Source organism: Clostridium sp. NSJ-49 (assembly GCF_014287725.1).
Lineage (GTDB): Bacteria > Bacillota > Clostridia > Clostridiales > Clostridiaceae > Clostridium > Clostridium disporicum_B.
Genome location: NZ_JACOOP010000062.1, coordinates 1 through 17,977, shown reverse-complemented (window position 1 = coordinate 17,977; position 17,977 = coordinate 1). Strand labels below are relative to the sequence as shown.

General features: G+C 31.1%; 12 protein-coding genes and 21 tRNA genes. 3 read left to right on the top strand and 30 right to left on the bottom strand.

Going from position 1 to position 17,977, the window contains the following annotated elements; all coding sequences use genetic code 11:
- Positions 1-165: 165 nt before the first annotated feature.
- Complete coding sequence (gene gnpA, locus H8S10_RS16020; protein WP_186839545.1) at positions 166-2,325, bottom strand: 1,3-beta-galactosyl-N-acetylhexosamine phosphorylase; 2,160 nt, start codon at positions 2,323-2,325, stop codon at positions 166-168.
- A gap of 304 nt (positions 2,326-2,629) precedes the next feature.
- Between gnpA and H8S10_RS16015 the strand changes: the two genes are divergently transcribed.
- On the top strand, positions 2,630-3,517 hold the full coding sequence (locus H8S10_RS16015; RefSeq protein ID WP_186839544.1) for a helix-turn-helix domain-containing protein: 888 nt from the start codon (positions 2,630-2,632) through the stop codon (positions 3,515-3,517).
- Between the two features lie 202 nt (positions 3,518-3,719).
- Here H8S10_RS16015 and H8S10_RS16010 read toward each other — a convergent pair.
- From H8S10_RS16010 to rph, 24 genes are all read right to left on the bottom strand, one after another.
- Positions 3,720-3,793, bottom strand: a tRNA-Gly gene (locus tag H8S10_RS16010).
- A gap of 5 nt (positions 3,794-3,798) precedes the next feature.
- A tRNA-Gly gene (locus H8S10_RS16005) sits at positions 3,799-3,873 on the bottom strand.
- A 3-nt stretch (positions 3,874-3,876) separates the two neighbouring features.
- Positions 3,877-3,960: transfer RNA gene (locus H8S10_RS16000), tRNA-Leu, on the bottom strand.
- Positions 3,961-3,963: 3 nt separating this feature from the next.
- Positions 3,964-4,039 (bottom strand) — tRNA-Lys (locus H8S10_RS15995).
- Between the two features lie 5 nt (positions 4,040-4,044).
- A tRNA-Gln gene (locus H8S10_RS15990) sits at positions 4,045-4,119 on the bottom strand.
- Positions 4,120-4,124: 5 nt separating this feature from the next.
- Positions 4,125-4,200, bottom strand: a tRNA-His gene (locus tag H8S10_RS15985).
- A gap of 5 nt (positions 4,201-4,205) precedes the next feature.
- Positions 4,206-4,279: transfer RNA gene (locus tag H8S10_RS15980), tRNA-Gly, on the bottom strand.
- A gap of 7 nt (positions 4,280-4,286) precedes the next feature.
- A tRNA-Arg gene (locus tag H8S10_RS15975) sits at positions 4,287-4,363 on the bottom strand.
- Between the two features lie 3 nt (positions 4,364-4,366).
- Positions 4,367-4,440 (bottom strand) — tRNA-Gly (locus tag H8S10_RS15970).
- Positions 4,441-4,445: 5 nt separating this feature from the next.
- Positions 4,446-4,520 (bottom strand) — tRNA-Gly (locus H8S10_RS15965).
- A 3-nt stretch (positions 4,521-4,523) separates the two neighbouring features.
- A tRNA-Leu gene (locus H8S10_RS15960) sits at positions 4,524-4,607 on the bottom strand.
- Positions 4,608-4,610: 3 nt separating this feature from the next.
- A tRNA-Lys gene (locus H8S10_RS15955) sits at positions 4,611-4,686 on the bottom strand.
- Positions 4,687-4,691: 5 nt separating this feature from the next.
- Positions 4,692-4,766, bottom strand: a tRNA-Gln gene (locus H8S10_RS15950).
- Positions 4,767-4,771: 5 nt separating this feature from the next.
- A tRNA-His gene (locus H8S10_RS15945) sits at positions 4,772-4,847 on the bottom strand.
- Positions 4,848-4,852: 5 nt separating this feature from the next.
- A tRNA-Gly gene (locus H8S10_RS15940) sits at positions 4,853-4,926 on the bottom strand.
- Between the two features lie 7 nt (positions 4,927-4,933).
- Positions 4,934-5,010, bottom strand: a tRNA-Arg gene (locus H8S10_RS15935).
- Between the two features lie 3 nt (positions 5,011-5,013).
- Positions 5,014-5,087, bottom strand: a tRNA-Gly gene (locus H8S10_RS15930).
- A 46-nt stretch (positions 5,088-5,133) separates the two neighbouring features.
- Positions 5,134-5,209, bottom strand: a tRNA-Pro gene (locus tag H8S10_RS15925).
- Positions 5,210-5,214: 5 nt separating this feature from the next.
- A tRNA-Arg gene (locus H8S10_RS15920) sits at positions 5,215-5,291 on the bottom strand.
- 74 nt (positions 5,292-5,365) lie between these two features.
- Positions 5,366-5,439 (bottom strand) — tRNA-Gly (locus H8S10_RS15915).
- A gap of 102 nt (positions 5,440-5,541) precedes the next feature.
- Positions 5,542-5,617: transfer RNA gene (locus H8S10_RS15910), tRNA-Pro, on the bottom strand.
- A gap of 86 nt (positions 5,618-5,703) precedes the next feature.
- Positions 5,704-6,189 (bottom strand): metallophosphoesterase, encoded by a 486-nt coding sequence (locus tag H8S10_RS15905; protein ID WP_186839543.1) that lies wholly within the window; start codon positions 6,187-6,189, stop codon positions 5,704-5,706.
- A 280-nt stretch (positions 6,190-6,469) separates the two neighbouring features.
- Complete coding sequence (locus H8S10_RS15900; protein ID WP_186839542.1) at positions 6,470-7,072, bottom strand: XTP/dITP diphosphatase; 603 nt, start codon at positions 7,070-7,072, stop codon at positions 6,470-6,472.
- Positions 7,072-7,821, bottom strand: coding sequence for a ribonuclease PH (gene rph, locus H8S10_RS15895; protein WP_055266524.1), 750 nt, complete (start codon positions 7,819-7,821; stop codon positions 7,072-7,074). Before rph ends, H8S10_RS15900 begins: the two co-directional genes overlap by 1 nt.
- Before the next feature lie 194 nt (positions 7,822-8,015).
- Between rph and H8S10_RS15890 the strand changes: the two genes are divergently transcribed.
- On the top strand, positions 8,016-9,629 hold the full coding sequence (locus H8S10_RS15890; protein ID WP_186839541.1) for a hypothetical protein: 1,614 nt from the start codon (positions 8,016-8,018) through the stop codon (positions 9,627-9,629).
- Between the two features lie 35 nt (positions 9,630-9,664).
- Here H8S10_RS15890 and H8S10_RS15885 read toward each other — a convergent pair whose 3' ends face one another.
- Positions 9,665-11,155 (bottom strand): ABC transporter substrate-binding protein, encoded by a 1,491-nt coding sequence (locus H8S10_RS15885; protein WP_186839540.1) that lies wholly within the window; start codon positions 11,153-11,155, stop codon positions 9,665-9,667.
- Between the two features lie 151 nt (positions 11,156-11,306).
- Between H8S10_RS15885 and H8S10_RS15880 the strand changes: the two genes are divergently transcribed.
- Entirely contained in the window at positions 11,307-11,597 is a 291-nt protein-coding gene (locus H8S10_RS15880; protein WP_055266530.1) for a hypothetical protein, read from the top strand.
- Between the two features lie 164 nt (positions 11,598-11,761).
- Here H8S10_RS15880 and ligA read toward each other — a convergent pair whose 3' ends face one another.
- The 4 genes from ligA to H8S10_RS18005 all read right to left on the bottom strand — a co-directional run bounded on the left by ligA (position 11,762) and on the right by H8S10_RS18005 (position 17,551).
- Positions 11,762-13,747, bottom strand: a complete 1,986-nt coding sequence (gene ligA / locus H8S10_RS15875; RefSeq protein ID WP_055266532.1) for an NAD-dependent DNA ligase LigA — start codon at positions 13,745-13,747, stop codon at positions 11,762-11,764.
- A gap of 32 nt (positions 13,748-13,779) precedes the next feature.
- Positions 13,780-16,050 carry a DNA helicase PcrA gene (gene pcrA / locus H8S10_RS15870; protein ID WP_186839539.1) on the bottom strand — a complete coding sequence of 757 codons (2,271 nt, stop codon included), beginning with the start codon at positions 16,048-16,050 and terminating at the stop codon, positions 13,780-13,782.
- 313 nt (positions 16,051-16,363) lie between these two features.
- Positions 16,364-17,080 (bottom strand): pseudouridine synthase, encoded by a 717-nt coding sequence (locus tag H8S10_RS15865; RefSeq protein WP_055266536.1) that lies wholly within the window; start codon positions 17,078-17,080, stop codon positions 16,364-16,366.
- 111 nt (positions 17,081-17,191) lie between these two features.
- Positions 17,192-17,551: an FMN-binding protein gene (locus H8S10_RS18005; protein ID WP_347707684.1), complete on the bottom strand. Its 360-nt coding sequence runs from the start codon at positions 17,549-17,551 to the stop codon at positions 17,192-17,194.
- Positions 17,552-17,977: the final 426 nt, after the last annotated feature.

Below are 17,977 nucleotides of genomic sequence, written 5' to 3'. Positions count from 1 at the left end.
TCAATTTTATTGTAGGTTTGTTTACCATACAATAAAAAATTCAAACTTATATAATTTTCAAAGAGCGAGCAATTCTATGAAAAATCAAGCTATTTTTTCATATCAACTTAACAGATTCTTTTAATTTAACCTCTGGATAATATATCCAGAGGTTTATTCCAACAATTATATCATATTAATCCATTTTATTTCACATGGAGCTAATGTCATCTCAACCGAACTTCCGTTTCCATCATAAACTAAAGTAGTTTGCTCTTCATTTGAATTATTAACAACTGCATATTTTTTTGTTTCTAAGTAAGCTGATACTTCACAATTTAAATTATCTGCATACCATTTTTTCATATCATCTTCTTTTCCTGCTGCATAGAAACAACTTCTCATAAGAATACGTGTATTTTGAATTGAGTATGGCAATCCTGCTATATAAACAGCTCTACCTTTTCCATATCTGTTAGCAGACATTAAAAGATCTCCATTTTCATAGCATATAATTTCTGTATCCTTGCTCTTAGAGTAAACATTCTTTTGACCTTCTCCAAAATCAAACGGCTCAACTACATCTTCAGTTATAAAGTGTTTCTCTACAGGAGTCTTGAAGTATTTATCTGTGCTTAATGAGAATCCTAATTCTTTATCAACACCTAATGCTTCTGCAAGTTGGAAGAAGTGTCCTCCCTCTAATACTGCTGAAGGTTCACCAATACCAACAAATCCTCCTCCATTATAAATCCATCCTCTTAAAGCAGTTACAATTTCTTTATCTAACCACTTTTCTCCACCACTGAATGATGTACCTGCATCACCAGCATTTATAATCACATCTATATCACTTGGAACACCATTTGCTTTTATATCATCAAAGCTTATAAACTCTACATCTAAGCTCATTCCACTTAGTGATTCTATAATTCCAAGATAAGTATATATTTGCTTATACCATAATGCATGTGCAACCATATGAGTTTGCCAACTTCTTAATTTACCAAAACAATTTAACACTCCAACTTTTAATCCACAGTATGGTTTAGAATTATCTATATTATCATATATTTCTCTAAACTCATCACATACAGATTCGATGTACTCAATAAATTTAGGGAATTTATAAGCTAAAGATAAATATCCACCATATCCAATTCTATCTACTGGTTTTCTCATAATAGCCCTACGTGCAGTTATCCAATTATCTCTAGCCTCTATAGTTGGATCATTTCCTTCATAGAATGTATCAGGGAAGAAGTATGGTAAGAATCTTCCTTCAGTATACTTAACTCCAGGAATATCTGAAATCATTCTTAAAGTAGCTCCCCCACCAACAGAACCAACTACTCCATCTAGTCCTATACTTTCAAAGTACTTTCCATATGGCTCAGTTCCAATCCAGTTATCTCCTAAGAACATCATAGCTTCTCTTCCAGCTTCATGAACTACATCAACTAACTTCTTAACATTTTCAGCTACGAATTGTTGTTGGAAATCTATATAATCTAAAAATGCCTTAGAAGGAATTCTAAATGGAGAATTATAATAACCTTGGTCTATAATATCTTCTGGTCTTAATCTATATCCTTTTACTTTTTCAAATTCATCTAAAGCTTCTGGACTAACACTTGAACTATATCCAAACCAATCAACAAATTTTTCTTTAGCTAAGTCATTAAATACTAAAGTAAAATGATAGAAGAAAGTTGTAAATCTTACTACATTCGATTCTGGATGTTCATCTAACCAATTATGCATAGCTTCTATTATGTGTTTATTAGTCTTTGGCTTTCTTGCATCAAATGGCATTTCATGAGGCTTGTCTCCCCAATTGTTAGTTATATGATTATACATTTGTGTTGGATCCCAAATGCAATAAGCTAAGAAGGACACTGTATATTCATGCCATTTACTAACATTGTTTATTTCTACTTCGCCAGTTTCTTCACTATATGTCCAATTTTCTGTAGGTACTACTTCGTTGGTAGTTCTATCAATAACTTCCCACCAAGTTTTTATATCATGATAAGTATCTGGTTCTACTTGCTCTGCAAAATAACCATCCATTATTTTTATAGTTAACTTGTCTTCTACAGCAACATGATGCTTTGTCATTAAATATGTTTGTTGTAATTCTTCTCTATTAGCTTCAGCCCACTCATTATCTCCACGAGCAACAAAATATGTTGAATATATTCTCTCAGCTAACCCCTTTATTTCTCTTGGTAACTTAAATCCATCACAATCTCTTATTCCATCAGCACCCCATTTTTCTGCAATTTCTAAAGTTTCCTTTATAAAATTATCATCTGTTGGAATCGTAACTCTCCCTTTGTTCATTTCGCACCTCTCCCGTCCTTTTATACATAAATTATTATTTTTTCTTAAATCAACTTAAAATAAAATATATAAAATCACTAATAAATACTTTATTATTTCTTTATTTATAATAATCACTATGATTTCTATATTTATTACTTCTAGTTTAATTTTTAGTAATTGTTTTCACAACAATATTATTGCTGATTTATTTAACTATATTGTTATTATGGACAACATATTTTAATAGGTTTTTTCTACATTTTTCATTTTCTTATATTTTTTGTGATATAATTATAATATCTTGCGTATAAGAGGTATTTTTATGGGAAACACAAGATATTTATTAACTAAAAACAATGTATATGACTTAGACTTTGAACTTATATATATAAGCAAATCAAAATTTGAAAACGATTGGCATAGTACCCTTCACATGCATCCTTTTACCGAAATATTTTTTATAACTAGTGGACAAGGTACTTTCCAAATAGGAGATGAAGTAGTTTCTGTTAAAGAATCTGATTTAATTCTTATTAATCCGAACTGTTCACATACTGAACGGTCTGTTAGCTCATCTAATCCATTAGAATATATAGTATTTGCAATCAACAATCTTGCTATCGGCATATCACCTTCTACTCTAAATGAAGATAATAGTAAAGATTCTTTAAATACATATAAAATACTGAATTTTAATAAGAAAAAAAGTGAAATTTTATATAATTTAAATACGCTTATAAAGGAATTAGAAGAAAAAAACCTTAATTATGAATTGGCTTGCAAAAGTATATTAACTTTATTTCTTATACAAGTTATGAGAAATACTAGTTCAGATATATTTATTACTGAGAATTTTGAAAAAGTAAATATAGAATGTATGAAGATAAAAAACTATATCGACTCTCATTACTCTGAGAATATAACTTTAGACTTTTTATCTAACTTAACTTATGTTAATAAGTTTCATCTTGTTCATCTATTTACTAAAGAAATGGGTATTTCACCTATAAACTATCTTATAAATAAAAGAATAGATGAATCAAAAAACTTATTAATTACTACTAATTATTCTATTCGCGATATTTCATCAATAGTTGGATTTTCAAATTCATCATATTTTAGTCAAATGTTTAAAAAGATAGCTGGTATATCTCCTAAGGATTTTCGTTTAAATAATTCTAAAAAGCAAACTGAAAATAAATTAGCCTAATAATAAATTTTATCTTTTTACTATATAAAAAAGGGAAACTATCTGATAAAAATTCAGATAGTTTCCCTTTTATTAATATAATTATATTAATTTAATTATATTAAATTATTTTCATTACAAATTTACTATTATTTATCTAAACTTTGATTAAACAATATTTAAATATAATAAAAAAAGCAACCATTAACATGATTGCTTTACTTGGAGCGGGTAGTGGGAATCGAACCCACCTTTCCAGCTTGGAAGGCTGGAGTATTACCGATATACGATACCCGCATATTTGGAGCGAAAGACGGGACTCGAACCCGCAACATCCACCTTGGCAAGGTGGCGCTCTACCATTGAGCCACTTTCGCGTATGGTGCAGATGAAGGGAGTCGAACCCCCACGCCAAAGGCGCTAGATCCTAAGTCTAGTGCGTCTGCCAATTTCGCCACATCTGCATTTGGTGGCTTACCGGGGAATCGAACCCCGGACACCTTGATTAAAAGTCAAGTGCTCTACCGACTGAGCTAGTAAACCGTAAGTGGCAGGGATAGCAGGATTTGAACCTACGAATACCGCAGTCAAAGTGCGGTGCCTTACCGCTTGGCGATATCCCTGCGTATGGGGTGAACGATGGGACTCGAACCCACGACAACCAGTGCCACAAACTGGCGCTCTACCAACTGAACTACGTTCACCAAAATGGAGCGGGTAGTGGGAATCGAACCCACCTTTCCAGCTTGGAAGGCTGGAGTATTACCGATATACGATACCCGCAAATAAATGGTGCGTGTTAAGAGATTCGAACTCCTGGCCCACGCCTTAGAAGGGCGTTGCTCTATCCAGCTGAGCTAAACACGCTTATGGAGCGGGTAGTGGGAATCGAACCCACCTTTCCAGCTTGGAAGGCTGGAGTATTACCGATATACGATACCCGCATATTTGGAGCGAAAGACGGGACTCGAACCCGCAACATCCACCTTGGCAAGGTGGCGCTCTACCATTGAGCCACTTTCGCATATGGTGCAGATGAAGGGAGTCGAACCCCCACGCCAAAGGCGCTAGATCCTAAGTCTAGTGCGTCTGCCAATTTCGCCACATCTGCATTTGGTGGCTTACCGGGGAATCGAACCCCGGACACCTTGATTAAAAGTCAAGTGCTCTACCGACTGAGCTAGTAAACCGTAAGTGGCAGGGATAGCAGGATTTGAACCTACGAATACCGCAGTCAAAGTGCGGTGCCTTACCGCTTGGCGATATCCCTGCGTATGGGGTGAACGATGGGACTCGAACCCACGACAACCAGTGCCACAAACTGGCGCTCTACCAACTGAACTACGTTCACCATAATGGAGCGGGTAGTGGGAATCGAACCCACCTTTCCAGCTTGGAAGGCTGGAGTATTACCGATATACGATACCCGCAAATAATTGGTGCGTGTTAAGAGATTCGAACTCCTGGCCCACGCCTTAGAAGGGCGTTGCTCTATCCAGCTGAGCTAAACACGCATATGGAGCGGGTAGTGGGAATCGAACCCACCTTTCCAGCTTGGAAGGCTGGAGTATTACCGATATACGATACCCGCATATTTGAATTTACTTAATTATTATTAAGTTTTGTTTTTTGAAAACTGGTCGGGGTGACAGGGATTGAACCTGCGACCTCATGGTCCCAAACCACGCGCGCTCCCATCTGCGCCACACCCCGAAGTATGGTGCGTGTTAAGAGATTCGAACTCCTGGCCCACGCCTTAGAAGGGCGTTGCTCTATCCAGCTGAGCTAAACACGCATACTTTTTTCAGAGAACGTTTATTATTTTAAAACATTCAATTTATTTTGTCAAGCTTTTTTTCAAAGCTTTTTTGGAGCGGGTAGTGGGAATCGAACCCACCTTTCCAGCTTGGAAGGCTGGAGTATTACCGATATACGATACCCGCATACTTAACTTCTTCTGATTAATTTCTTAACCAGAACCGAGTTACATATTAACTCAAAACTCTAATTTAGTCAACAACTTTTTTTAAGTTTTAAAACTAAATTGGTCGGGGTGACAGGGATTGAACCTGCGACCTCATGGTCCCAAACCACGCGCGCTCCCATCTGCGCCACACCCCGAAGAGCTTTATCATCTCGCGACGACAAGGATTATTCTACAATATGATTTTTAAAACGTCAATACCTTTTTTTCATTTTTTTTATTTTTATCTGTTTTTTATTTCTTTAGTATATATTTGTGCTATTTTTCCCTCTTTAATTTCAATATACCCTAATGATCGCTTCGCCATACATGCTCCATGAGAAATACTCCCTGGATTCATTAAACATATATCATTATGCTTCTCTACTATCGGTATATGCGAATGACCAAATAGAACTATATTAACTCCTAATGATAATCCTCTATAATATATATTATCGTATCCAAATTTAACATTATAAGCATGACCATGACACATAAATATCTTTATTCCATCTAATTCTATTATTCTTTCATTAGGACTTTTGCCTAAGAAGTCACAATTACCACTTACTGAATACACTTCACCTTTAAACCCTTCAGTGATTTTAGCTATATCACTTTCTCCATCTCCTAAAAATAATAAAACATCTGCATTCTTTATATAATTCTTAACTTCATTTATAGCTCTATCATTATTATGAGAATCGCTAATAACAGCAATTAACATATAAACACCCCTTAAAATTTATAGTTATATAGTTACAATTGAAATAAAATGCGAGGCACTTTGGTGAAAAGTTTGACTTCGTCAAAGAGGAAAAGTCAGCTAAAGCTGAGGAGAAAATATTGCCTATGGCAATAAGGAAAAGATCTCTAATTAGATAAAATGCTTTTCTCTGCTACTTATAGTAGCATTTTCCCCTTAACGTAGTTAACTTTTCACCACTACGTAGTAGCCTTTCACTTCGACAAAGTCGACTTTTCACTTGCGAGCCTTAGCTCGCACTTTATTTTAAATATTCTTCTATCTTTTTAAGTGCATTTGCTCTATGAGAAATCTTATTTTTTTCACTTGCTTCTAATTCAGCAAATGTCATGTTTGCAGGTTCATAGTAGAATAATGGATCATATCCAAATCCACCTTCTCCATTTAGTTCTTCCTTTATTAGCCCTTCAACAGTTCCTCTAACAATATTACTATTTCCATTAGTATCTATTAACGCTATAGCACAAACGAATCTACCTCTTCTATCTTCGCCTTTAACATTCTTTAGCTCTTCTAATAACTTTTTATTATTAGCAGCATCATTTCCATGTTCTCCTGCATATCTTGCTGAGTAAACTCCTGGTGCACCATTTAAGCAGTCTACCTCTAATCCAGAATCGTCAGATAAAACAGCAAAATTCTTATCTCCTCTTTTGATTAAAAAGTCATATATTTCTCTTGCTTTCTTTTCTGCATTTGCTTCAAATGTTAATCCATCTTCTTCTACTTCTATATCTATATTTTCATCTGCTAAAGACTTTACATCCCACCCTAGATTTTCTACTATAGCTTTTAGCTCTTTTATTTTCTTCTTATTATTACTAGCTATAATTAATTTCTTCATTACTTTGATTCTCCTGTTCCTATCCATAAAGCATCCATTTTTAAAGTTTCCTTTTGAATTTGAATTATTTGCTTTATTCCCTTTTCTCCTAAATCTAAAAGTTCATTTAAATCTTTTCTTGAAAATGGAGCTTCTTCACCAGTTCCTTGAATTTCTACAAACTCTCCACTTCCAGTTCCAACTATATTCATATCAACTTGTGCACTTGAATCCTCTTCATAGCATAAATCAATCATCTTTTCTCCATTTACTATTCCTACGCTAGTTGCACAAACAAACTCTCTTATTGGATATACTTTAAAAGGTTTAATTCTATGAAGCTTATTTATTGCATCTACTAAAGCAACAAAAGCTCCTGTGATAGAAGTAGTTCTTGTTCCTCCATCTGCTTGAATAACATCACAATCTATCCAAATAGTCTTTTCTCCTAAAGCCTTTAAATCAACTACTGATCTTAATGCTCTTCCTATTAACCTTTGTATCTCCATAGTTCTTCCATCTTGCTTTAATCTTGCAATATCTCTTACTTTTCTAGTGGCAGTAGATCTTGGTAACATATTATATTCAGCTGTTATCCACCCTTCTCCTGTACCTTTTAAAAAAGGAGGTACTTTATCTTCAATTGATGCAGTACATATAACTTTTGTATCTCCTACCTCTATTAATACTGATCCTTCAGCATGCTTTATATAGTTTCTAGTTATTTTAGTGTGTCTAACATTATTGTTCTTACGATTATCACTTCTCATAATATCTCCTCCAATTTTAATATATATATACTGTTAATGTAAAATTTAACTGTAATTTTTTATATTATCCTAATTTATATAGCCTCATTATACCTCTTATACGTCCTAAAATTATTGCTTTTTCAAAAAAAGTGAACTATTTTAAAAGTTATCTCATATTATTAATATAAGGATTATTATAAGAGGTGAAAATTTTGAAATATATTGGTCCATTTTTTAGAATGAATAGTTTACGCCAAGAAGAAATAAACTCACAACTATTCTATTTATCTAAAGAAGCTGTAAAAACTATTGTTTTAGAATCGAAATGTGGTTTAGTTTCATCAATAAAAAACTTTAAAAATTTAAGTCCCTCATTTGATATTAACACAATGAATAATTTTTCTCCACTATTATGTGTGTATAGAAAAGCCTCTCCAAACTTTATCCACAGTAAAAATTCTAACGGCTTCGATGAGGATACTTTTAAAAAAGAAATAAATCCTTCAACAAATGCACTTATGACATTATGCTTACTTGAATTACTAGATTATTATCATAGCTTTGAAAACATAGAGAGAAGTACTTATTCTATATATGAAATATATAATTCTCTCACAAAAGAACAATTACAATTCTATTCTGAAAATCTTAGAAACTCTGAAGGAGTATTTACAGACAAAAAGAATATGTTTGAAAATAACTCTAAAAACTTTAACTTAGTTGATAAAGATAAAAAATTTAAATTCTCTGATCAAGCATTTATGATGTTAGCTTACTATCTATATTCTTATAAAAATAAGAATGATGCTTCATCTAAAGATTACGAAACATTTTCTTTAGAGATTCTTCAAATGTTTTTAGATTATAAAGAAAACATATATGAATGTTCTCTAGATGAACTTTGTAAAATATTATTAGCATTCAACATATTATATAGCTATTGTCCTCTAGAAAATCTTCAAACATTGATAGCTGATATTTCTGATTATACTATGAATAAATTTGATGATAAGGACTACTATATAAACTCTTTAGATACTGCTGCATTATGCTCTATAGTTTTAGCTCTCTCATATAAACATACCAATATAATAGCTTTTAAAGATAAATCTAAAGCTATTATTAATAAACTATACTCTTTGTATGATGAAGAAAACGAATGTTTCTATAAACTATCATCAAAGAAAGAAATTAAATATTCATCATATGATATAATCTTCTATTTATTAGCTTTTATATTAGAAGATAACTCTAGAGGTGAATATAAAAATTTAATTTCTTCTATATATAAAAAATATATAACAAACTCTGGATTAGTAACAAGTTGGCCAGAAGCTCCTACATTAGATGACTATGAGCGTTATAGGGGATTATCACTAGTATCAAAAGATATGCTAGATGAAAGCTTTTTTAGAATGCCTAATGTGCCAACCCCTAGTAGCTCTGGTATGGCACCAGTGTTTAATAAATATATCACCTATAATAAAAGAAAAAATTCTTTTTCAGTAAATAAGAATTCATTTGATAGTAGTAGAAATTTTTTAATCTTCTATCTATTTATACATCTATTTAAAGATGATTTTATAAACAACCTAGCTCTTGATAGAGTTAACCTAGACAACGAAGCCGAATCAATTCCAGAAATATTAAAGGATTCTACTTCTAACTCTTCAGATGTTGAGATTAACTATATAGATAGTGTTGCTCCAACACAAAGTAATGAGTCTAACTCTTCTGTTGAATCAACACCTTTAAATATAACTAGTAGTATTCCATCTGAAGAAAATGAAACTACTTCAGAAAATCTAGAAATAACTGACCAATAATAAAATTAGTAATAAAAAAATAAGACCAACTGGTCTTATTTTTTTATTATCTCGAATTTTAAATTTCCATTTCCATCTAAACTTATATTTTCTATGCTTGTATTAACTGCGATATTATCATTATAAAAAATCAAAGGTAATACTGAATAGTTTTCAAATAAATTATCTTCTATTTGTGTTAATATTTCTTTTTCCTCTTCTACAGTATTAGAAATGCTAACCTTTTCTGCTAATTCTTCTGAAATGTATGGTGATATAACTTTATAAAACTCACTTTTATCACTATAATCAGCATTTAAATTTAAAATTGCCATATCATAATAAGAAATATCACTTGTAATTTCTTCTCTTAATAAAGATCCTACTAATGTTATATCTGTATTTTCAGCAAACCAATTAGATATATAGTCTACCATTTCTTTATTTAACAAACTTTCTTCACAAGCTATATATATTACTTCTGGTATTTCAGCTTCTTCACCTAAGCTACTCATTACTTTTCTATCTTGAAGTTTAGATAAATCCTGTTCTTCATCTCTAAAGTAACTTCCGTCTGCCAGTTTAATCAATGATTTATTATCTGATTCATAATCCTCTAAAGCTTTAGTTATTAGTCTATATATCTCTTTTCTATCATCAATTGATAAAATATTATTTTTATTAAAAGCTAAATATACAGATTTACTTGAAGGAATACTTACTAACTTACCCTCCTTAGAAAGTCTGTTCAATTGACTTTTAGGTGGATTTAGAACTATATCCCTTTGCCCTATTTCAAATGCAGCTAAAGCTAAATCTTCGCTATCATCATTAACCATATGAATTGTTTTTGCTAAACTCGAATCTGCTGTATTATTTCTTTTTAGTGTTATTTCATTTAATGAGTTTATATCTGCTATAGAGTAATTACCGCTATACGGAATAGTTGTGTAATTATTCCCTATTTCTTCCCAAAGTATTACGCTTTTTCTTAATCTATATTGTGGTTTAGTTAATTCATTTAAGAAATTTGAATCTTGAGAGTTAAGCCTAAGTATTAAATTAGTATCTGTTGCAGTAATACCAACACCATTGCTAAATGATTTATTTCCATTCCTATAATCTATAACTCCAAAGACATTTAATAGTGGTTCTATATCCTCTTCTGCTTCTAAAGTAATAACTTCTCTAAAAAATTCAGCTATATCCGAAGGAGTTATTTTAGTACCATCACTCCAATAAACATCATCTCTTATCTTAAAATCATATTCAATTCCATTATCTCTTATATCTACACTATCTGCTAACGCAGGAACTAATTCCCCATTTGTATCTAATTCTACTAGTCCTTTACTAACAGCACATATAATATCTTGTTCTCTTTTACTTAATGAGCCAACAGTTACAAAATTACTTGGTATATTATTAATAGAGTAAACTATATCTGCTTCACTTCTAACTTGCTTAGTTGGACTTTTATCTATAAATCCTAGTAAAAATACTATAGATACTACAAATAATCCTAATACTACAAAAATTTTCTTCAAATTTACTCTCCTTTCAATATCTATATACATATAATTATATCCAATATTATTCAATATAATCAATTTATGTAATTTATATACTATTTAGGAATTTTTATTGTTAATAAAGGGTATATTTATATGATATAATGATTTTAGGAGGTGTGATAATATGTCTGTAGCTTTACAAATAATTCAAATGATATTTTATATCGTAGGAATTTTATTTATGTTATCATTTATGTTTATCGGCATATGGTCATTTATTATTTTCCTAAAGATGTACAAAAATCAAAGAATTAATAACTATCTATTAGATAAAATAAATAAAAGTATATCCTCACTAAACTTAAGTAATGATGAGAGTGTATTAGATTCATTAGATTTTGATTTTGATGATTCTTTTTTGGATAATAATAATTTAGACTCAACAAACAATGTTATTAAGATGGATAACGCTTAATATAATTGCAAATGGATAATGGCAAATGGCAAGTTAAGGAACAAATTCAGAAACCTGAATTTGAAGAATTTAAGATAGAACTCAATTCCATAATTCTATCTTAAAAAACTAGGTACTAGTTTCATCCTCAATTTGCCATTTGCCATTTTTAATTTTTCATTATTTTATATCATAGATTCAAAATCATCTTCACTTAGTACTTTTATTCCAAGTTCATTTGCTTTAGTAAGCTTTGACCCTGCTTCTTCTCCAGCTATTACGTAATCTGTTTTCTTACTAACACTACCAGACACTTTAGCTCCCAAGCTTTCTAGTTTTTCTTTTATTTCTCCCCTAGAGTATTTAGTTAGAGTTCCTGTAACAACTACAGTTTTTCCACTAAATGCACTTTCTTTAACTTCTTTTTCTTCATACCATGGATTCACACCTAAATTAAATAGTTCATCTATAGTATTAATTACTTTTTCTTCTTTAAAGAATTCTAATACACATCTAGCTACTATATCACCAACATCGTTAACTCCAACTAGCTGTTCAAAAGTAGCTTCCTTTAATCCATCTAAAGATTTAAATGTGTTTACTAAGTCTTTTGCAGTTTTAACTCCAACATTAGGAATTCCTAACGCATATATAAATCTATACAACTCTGGATTTTTACTTCTTTCAACAGCATCTAAAAGGTTTTGTGCCTTTTTAGGTCCAAACTTTTCTAAAGTTATTAAATCATCTTTATTCAATTTATATAAATCTGCTATAGATCTTATTTCAAGCTTTTCAAATAATTGTTCAGCAGTTTTTTCTGAAAATCCTTCTATATTCATAGCTTCTCTTGATGCAAAATGAACTATACTCTTAACCATTTGTGGCTTACAAGATAAAGTATTTTCACAGAAATAATGTGCCCCATCTAATACTAAATGACTACCACACGAAGGGCACGTTTCTGGTACATTAATATCTATTGCACCTTCTAAAGTAGATTCAACAACTCCCATTATTTCTGGAATAACATCGTTACTTCTTCTTACAAATACATCAGCGCCTATTTTAACACCTTTTCTTCTTATATCATCCATGTTATTAAGAGTAGCTCTTTTTACAGTTACTCCTGCTAATTCAACAGGCTCTAATATAGCTGTAGGACCAACTCTTCCACTTCTTCCAACATTCCACTCAACATCTAAAAGCTTAGTTGTTGCCTCTTGTGCTTCAAACTTATAAGCTATTGCCCATTTAGGGAATTTTACAGTATACCCTAAAAGTTCTCTAGTTCTCATATCATCAATAGCTATTACTACTCCATCTATATCATAATTAAGGTCAAATCTTATTTCTTCAATATACTTTATTTCATTTTGAAGTTCCTCTAACGTTGTACACGCTTTAATATAATCATCCATTGGGAATCCTTTTTCTTTTATAAAAGCAAGCATTTCCTCATATGTCTTAAAGCCTTCCCCTTCTTTATATCCTACATCATAGAAAAATGCTGATAAATTTCTTCTAGCAGTCTCTTTTACATTTAAATTTCTTAATGCCCCTGCTGCACCATTTCTAAGGTTTTTTAGAGGAACTTCAGAAGTTTTATTATATTTATCAAAAGCTTCTTGAGTCATTATAGCTTCACCGTGAATTTCAAATACTGAGTTACTATCTATTTTTAAAGGAATAGATTTTATAGTTTTAACTTGAGCAGTTACATTTTCCCCTGTTTCACCAGTACCTCTAGTAGCTGCTACATCTAATATTCCCTCTTCATTATAGGTAAGATTAATAGTTAATCCATCAAATTTCTTTGTAACTATATATTTTAAAGGAGGTAGAGTTTCACCTCTAGAATTCATTTCTTGAACAAACTTTACATTTCTATTATGCCAATCAATTATTTCATCAAAGCTTTGAGCTTTATCTAAACTCCAAAGTCTTGCTTTATGAGTATATTTGCTAAAGCCTTCTAAAACAACATCTCCAACTCTTTGAGTAGGTGAATATGGAAGTACATATCCTAATTCTTCTTCTAAAGCTTTTAATTCATCATATAAAATATCGTACTCTTTATCTGTTACACTTGGCTTATCTAAAGAATAATACTCATAAGCATATCTATTTAACTTCTCTACTAATTCTTCTATACGTAACTTCTTATCCATATATCCTCCTATTAAGTTTACTAATTCAGTTACTATAAAACTTCTAAGTTTGCCGGTGGAACCATAAGCATTTTAACCCCTTGGTTATTAAATGCTATCGTTAACTTTTTCTTTCCATCAATATCTGAAACTGATACTATAGTTCCAACCCCAAATTTCTCATGCTTAACTTTTCTTCCTAAAGTTAACTCTGATGTACTTGATGAAGCAGAAACTGAATTTGGTACAGTTGCTGCTGTTTTAGATGCAAATCTATTATTTTGGAATGGTACATAACTTCCCTTTAAACTATGAGGATTATTGTTATATCCTGTTCCATACCCAGGTCTTGAAGTAGTATTTGTTTCTCCTTTAACTTCTCCACTAGCGCTTACATATTCTCTTAAGTCTGATTTTATTTCAGAAATGAAGTCAGATTGAGGATATGCCACCGTTCTACCAAATACTCTTCTTACTTCAGCTGAAGTCATATATAAACTTTCTTTAGCTCTTGTTATTCCAACATAACAAAGTCTTCTTGACTCTTCCATTTCTGATTCTGAATCAAATGATGATGGTCCTGGGAATATACCATTCTCCATTCCTACCATAAATACTACAGGGAACTCTAATCCCTTTGCACTATGAACAGTCATAAGTACAACTGTTCCACCATCAGCATCTACATCCTCTAGCTTATCTGTATCTTGGACAAGAGATACCTTCTCTAAATATGCTGATAAAGATTTATCTTCACTTGTTCTCTCAAAATCAACAGCATCAGATACAAGTTCCTTTAAGTTTTCAATTCTACTCTTATCTTCAATTTCTTTTGAATTTTCAAGTTCCTTCATATAACCAGTATCTTTAAGAATAGTTTCTATTAATGTAGAAACAGGTATAGTTTCACTTAATACCATTAAGTTATCCATCATATCCATGAACTTTTCTATTCCACCACAGTTTCTAGCTGTTAAAGTAGGAATAGTTCTTACTTGACTTAATGCATCATAAAGCCCTATATCATAATCATTAGCAAAATCAGTTATTTTTTGAATAGTTGCATCTCCTATTCCCCTCTTAGGAACATTTATAATTCTTTTTAAAGAAACACTATCTTCTGGATTAACTAATGCTTTAAGATACGCTAACATATCTTTAATTTCTTTTCTATCATAGAACTTAGTTCCACCGATAATTTTATAAGGGATAGCTGCTCTTCTTAAACTTTCTTCAAAAATACGTGATTGTGCATTAGTTCTATAAAGTATTGCAAATTCATCATATCTTCTACCCTCATCATCACTAATCTTTTTAATTTGATTTGCAACGAAAGCTCCTTCATCTCCATCTGAATAAGCTCTATAAATCTTTATCTTTCCACCAGCTTCTTGTTCAGTTCTTAATGCTTTACTTTTTCTATTCGCATTATTAACTATAACAACATTAGCTGCATCTAATATATTACCTTTTGATCTATAGTTTTGTTCAAGTTTAATAACTTTAGCATCAGGATAATCTTTTTCAAATCCTAAGATATTTTTTATATCTGCACCTCTCCATTGGTAGATACATTGGTCATCATCTCCTACAACGCAGATATTTCTATGTTTTTCAGCAAGTAATCTTACAAATTCATACTGAACACCATTTGTATCCTGATATTCATCTACCATTATATATTCGAATTTTCTTTGGTAGAATTCTAATGTTTCAGGATCTTTCTTAAAAAGCTCTACAGTTTTCATTATAAGATCATCAAAATCTAAAGCATTATTTTCCTTTAATCTCTTTTGGTACATCCTATAAACTTCTGCTATCTTCTTTTCTCTATAATTAGATTCATGTTCTCTGTAGTAGCTATCTGGGCTTTTCATATTATCCTTAGCTCTACCTATCTTACCCATTATTTCTTGCTCTGTAATTTCTTTATCATTTATTTGAAGTGATTTTATACATTCTTTTAGAAGCACCTTTTGATCTGATGTATCATATATAGTAAAATTCTTCTTATATCCTATTTTTTCTATTTCTCTTCTTAAAATTCTTACACAAGTCGAGTGAAATGTAGAAATCCACATATCATCAGCTCTATCACCTATGATAGATTTAACTCTTTCCTGCATCTCTTTAGCAGCCTTATTAGTAAATGTTATAGCTAATATTTTATATGGCTGAATTCTTAAATCTTCTATCATATGTGCCATTCTATATGTTAAAACTCTAGTTTTACCTGATCCAGCTCCTGCTAGTATAAGCACAGGTCCATTTATAGTTATAGCACCTTCATACTGTTCTTTATTTAATAACGCTTTTAAATCCACAAAACATCCTCCCTTCAATACACTTAACTTAACATATTATAACATAACTAATATATATTATTACCAAAACTGTGTAAAATAAAAAAACTGTGGTTTTTTAAAGTTTTTTAGACAACAAAAAAACGCAACCCTTGGGGCCAGGTTGCGCTTTAGCAATAAGCAATAAATAAAAAGGGGGCTATTTAATTCCTTTTATTTATCCTTGCAATAATATTATATTAAAACAAGTTAAGAAATGCAAGGAATTTAAATAAAATTCTTGACAACACCCTATAATTATGAATATTATATAAGTAATTGCGTTTTTTATTCGTTAAAAGCTTTTTAAAATTGCAATTTCCTCTTCAGTAAGTTCTCTATATTCGCCTTCTTCTAGTTCTTCATCTAGTTTTAATGTACCAAATTCTATTCTTTTTAAATAAACTACTTTTTTCCCTACGGCTTCAAACATTCTTTTAACTTGATGGAATTTTCCTTCCTGTATTGTTACAAGTACTTCTGAGCCTTCTTCTGATGCACTTTGTATTTCAAGTTTCGCTTCTTTACATACATAACCATCATCTAAAGTGATTCCTTTTTGGAATGCCTTAATATCAGCTTCAGTTACTTCTTTATCAATTCTCGCAAAATAAACTTTATCAACTTTCCATTTTGGAGATATTAATCTATGATTCAATTCACCATCATTAGTTAGTAATAATAAACCAACTGTATCCTTGTCTAATCTTCCTACAGGGAATGGTTCAAATACTTGATGCTCTACCTCTAATAAATCTACAACTGTTTCATCTCTATTATCATATGTAGCTGAAACAACACCATCTGGTTTATTCATCATTAAATATATAAATTCTCTATAATAAATTTCCTCTCCATTTATAACTATCTTATCTTTTTCTGGATCAACTTGCATTGCACTATCTTTTGCAACTACTCCATTTACTTCTACTATTCCATTCCTAACTATTTTCTTTAGTTCTTTTCTTGTTCCATAACCTAAATTAGCTAATATCTTATCTAGTCTTTCCATCTAAAGACCTCCTAATGTTTTATCATGTTTAACATATATTTTATTATTATAGTACTTAAATTGCAATAAAAAAACCTATCAACAAATGTTGATAGGTAATTATCCATTTTACTATTCTGCTTTAGGTAAAGCGTAAACACCTCTGTTTAAAGCATCATTTATAGCAGATATAATTTTTCCAGATCTTACTGTAGCTGCAGTAAATCCGTCTATATCTTTTGTTATATTTTCTGGAGTGTACAGTTCATCTACAACTGTAGTAATATCTTTTCCAACGATGTGGTTTAATACGTCTTCATATTGTCCCTTTAATGCAACTATTGTAGCATCTTCTGATTTCAAATAATCTTCATCCTTGTACTTCATAGTTCTAAACTTTGCTGCCTCAACTTTGTTATCCTTTAAAGATATTTCTACGACAACTGATGCATCGTAAAATGCGCCTCTGTATGTACTATCCTTATAAGTTATAGTTTGTGTTTGAGTTGCTTCTCCAGCTGTTGAACCGTTGTCGCTTCCTCCAGTACAAGAAACTAATCCTACTGTAAGAGCAGCAGCAGCTATTAATAAAGCTATTTTCTTAATATTTTGTCTTCCCCCTGAAAATATATAAATTATTAGTAATATTTTGTTATGTAATTACCAATACTTTTGAATTATATAATAAAATTGTATTATTAACAATAAAATACCAATAAATAAACCACCTTTAACTTGCTTTTAATATGCTTTTAACATTGAAAATTTTAAATAAAAATGGGGCTGTATCAAAAAAAATTTGATATTTGCCGATAAAGAAAAGGAAGTTCGAATTTGAACTTCCTTTTTTGCGCATAGTAATAATATGAAAAACTTCACAAAAAATGTGATTCCTATGCAACAAATAGGATTTGCATT

Excerpts from the sequence above, each read along its gene's own strand:
- H8S10_RS15900 (WP_186839542.1), bottom strand. The coding sequence starts at position 7,072 with ATGAAGAAATTAATTATAGCTAGTAATAATAAGAAGAAAATAAAAGAG.
- ligA (WP_055266532.1), bottom strand. The coding sequence starts at position 13,747 with ATGGATAAGAAGTTACGTATAGAAGAATTAGTAGAGAAGTTAAATAGA.
- H8S10_RS15905 (WP_186839543.1), bottom strand. The coding sequence starts at position 6,189 with ATGTTAATTGCTGTTATTAGCGATTCTCATAATAATGATAGAGCTATA.
- gnpA (WP_186839545.1), bottom strand. The coding sequence starts at position 2,325 with ATGAACAAAGGGAGAGTTACGATTCCAACAGATGATAATTTTATAAAG.
- H8S10_RS15880 (WP_055266530.1), top strand. The coding sequence starts at position 11,307 with ATGTCTGTAGCTTTACAAATAATTCAAATGATATTTTATATCGTAGGA.
- H8S10_RS16015 (WP_186839544.1), top strand. The coding sequence starts at position 2,630 with ATGGGAAACACAAGATATTTATTAACTAAAAACAATGTATATGACTTA.
- H8S10_RS15865 (WP_055266536.1), bottom strand. The coding sequence starts at position 17,080 with ATGGAAAGACTAGATAAGATATTAGCTAATTTAGGTTATGGAACAAGA.
- rph (WP_055266524.1), bottom strand. The coding sequence starts at position 7,821 with ATGAGAAGTGATAATCGTAAGAACAATAATGTTAGACACACTAAAATA.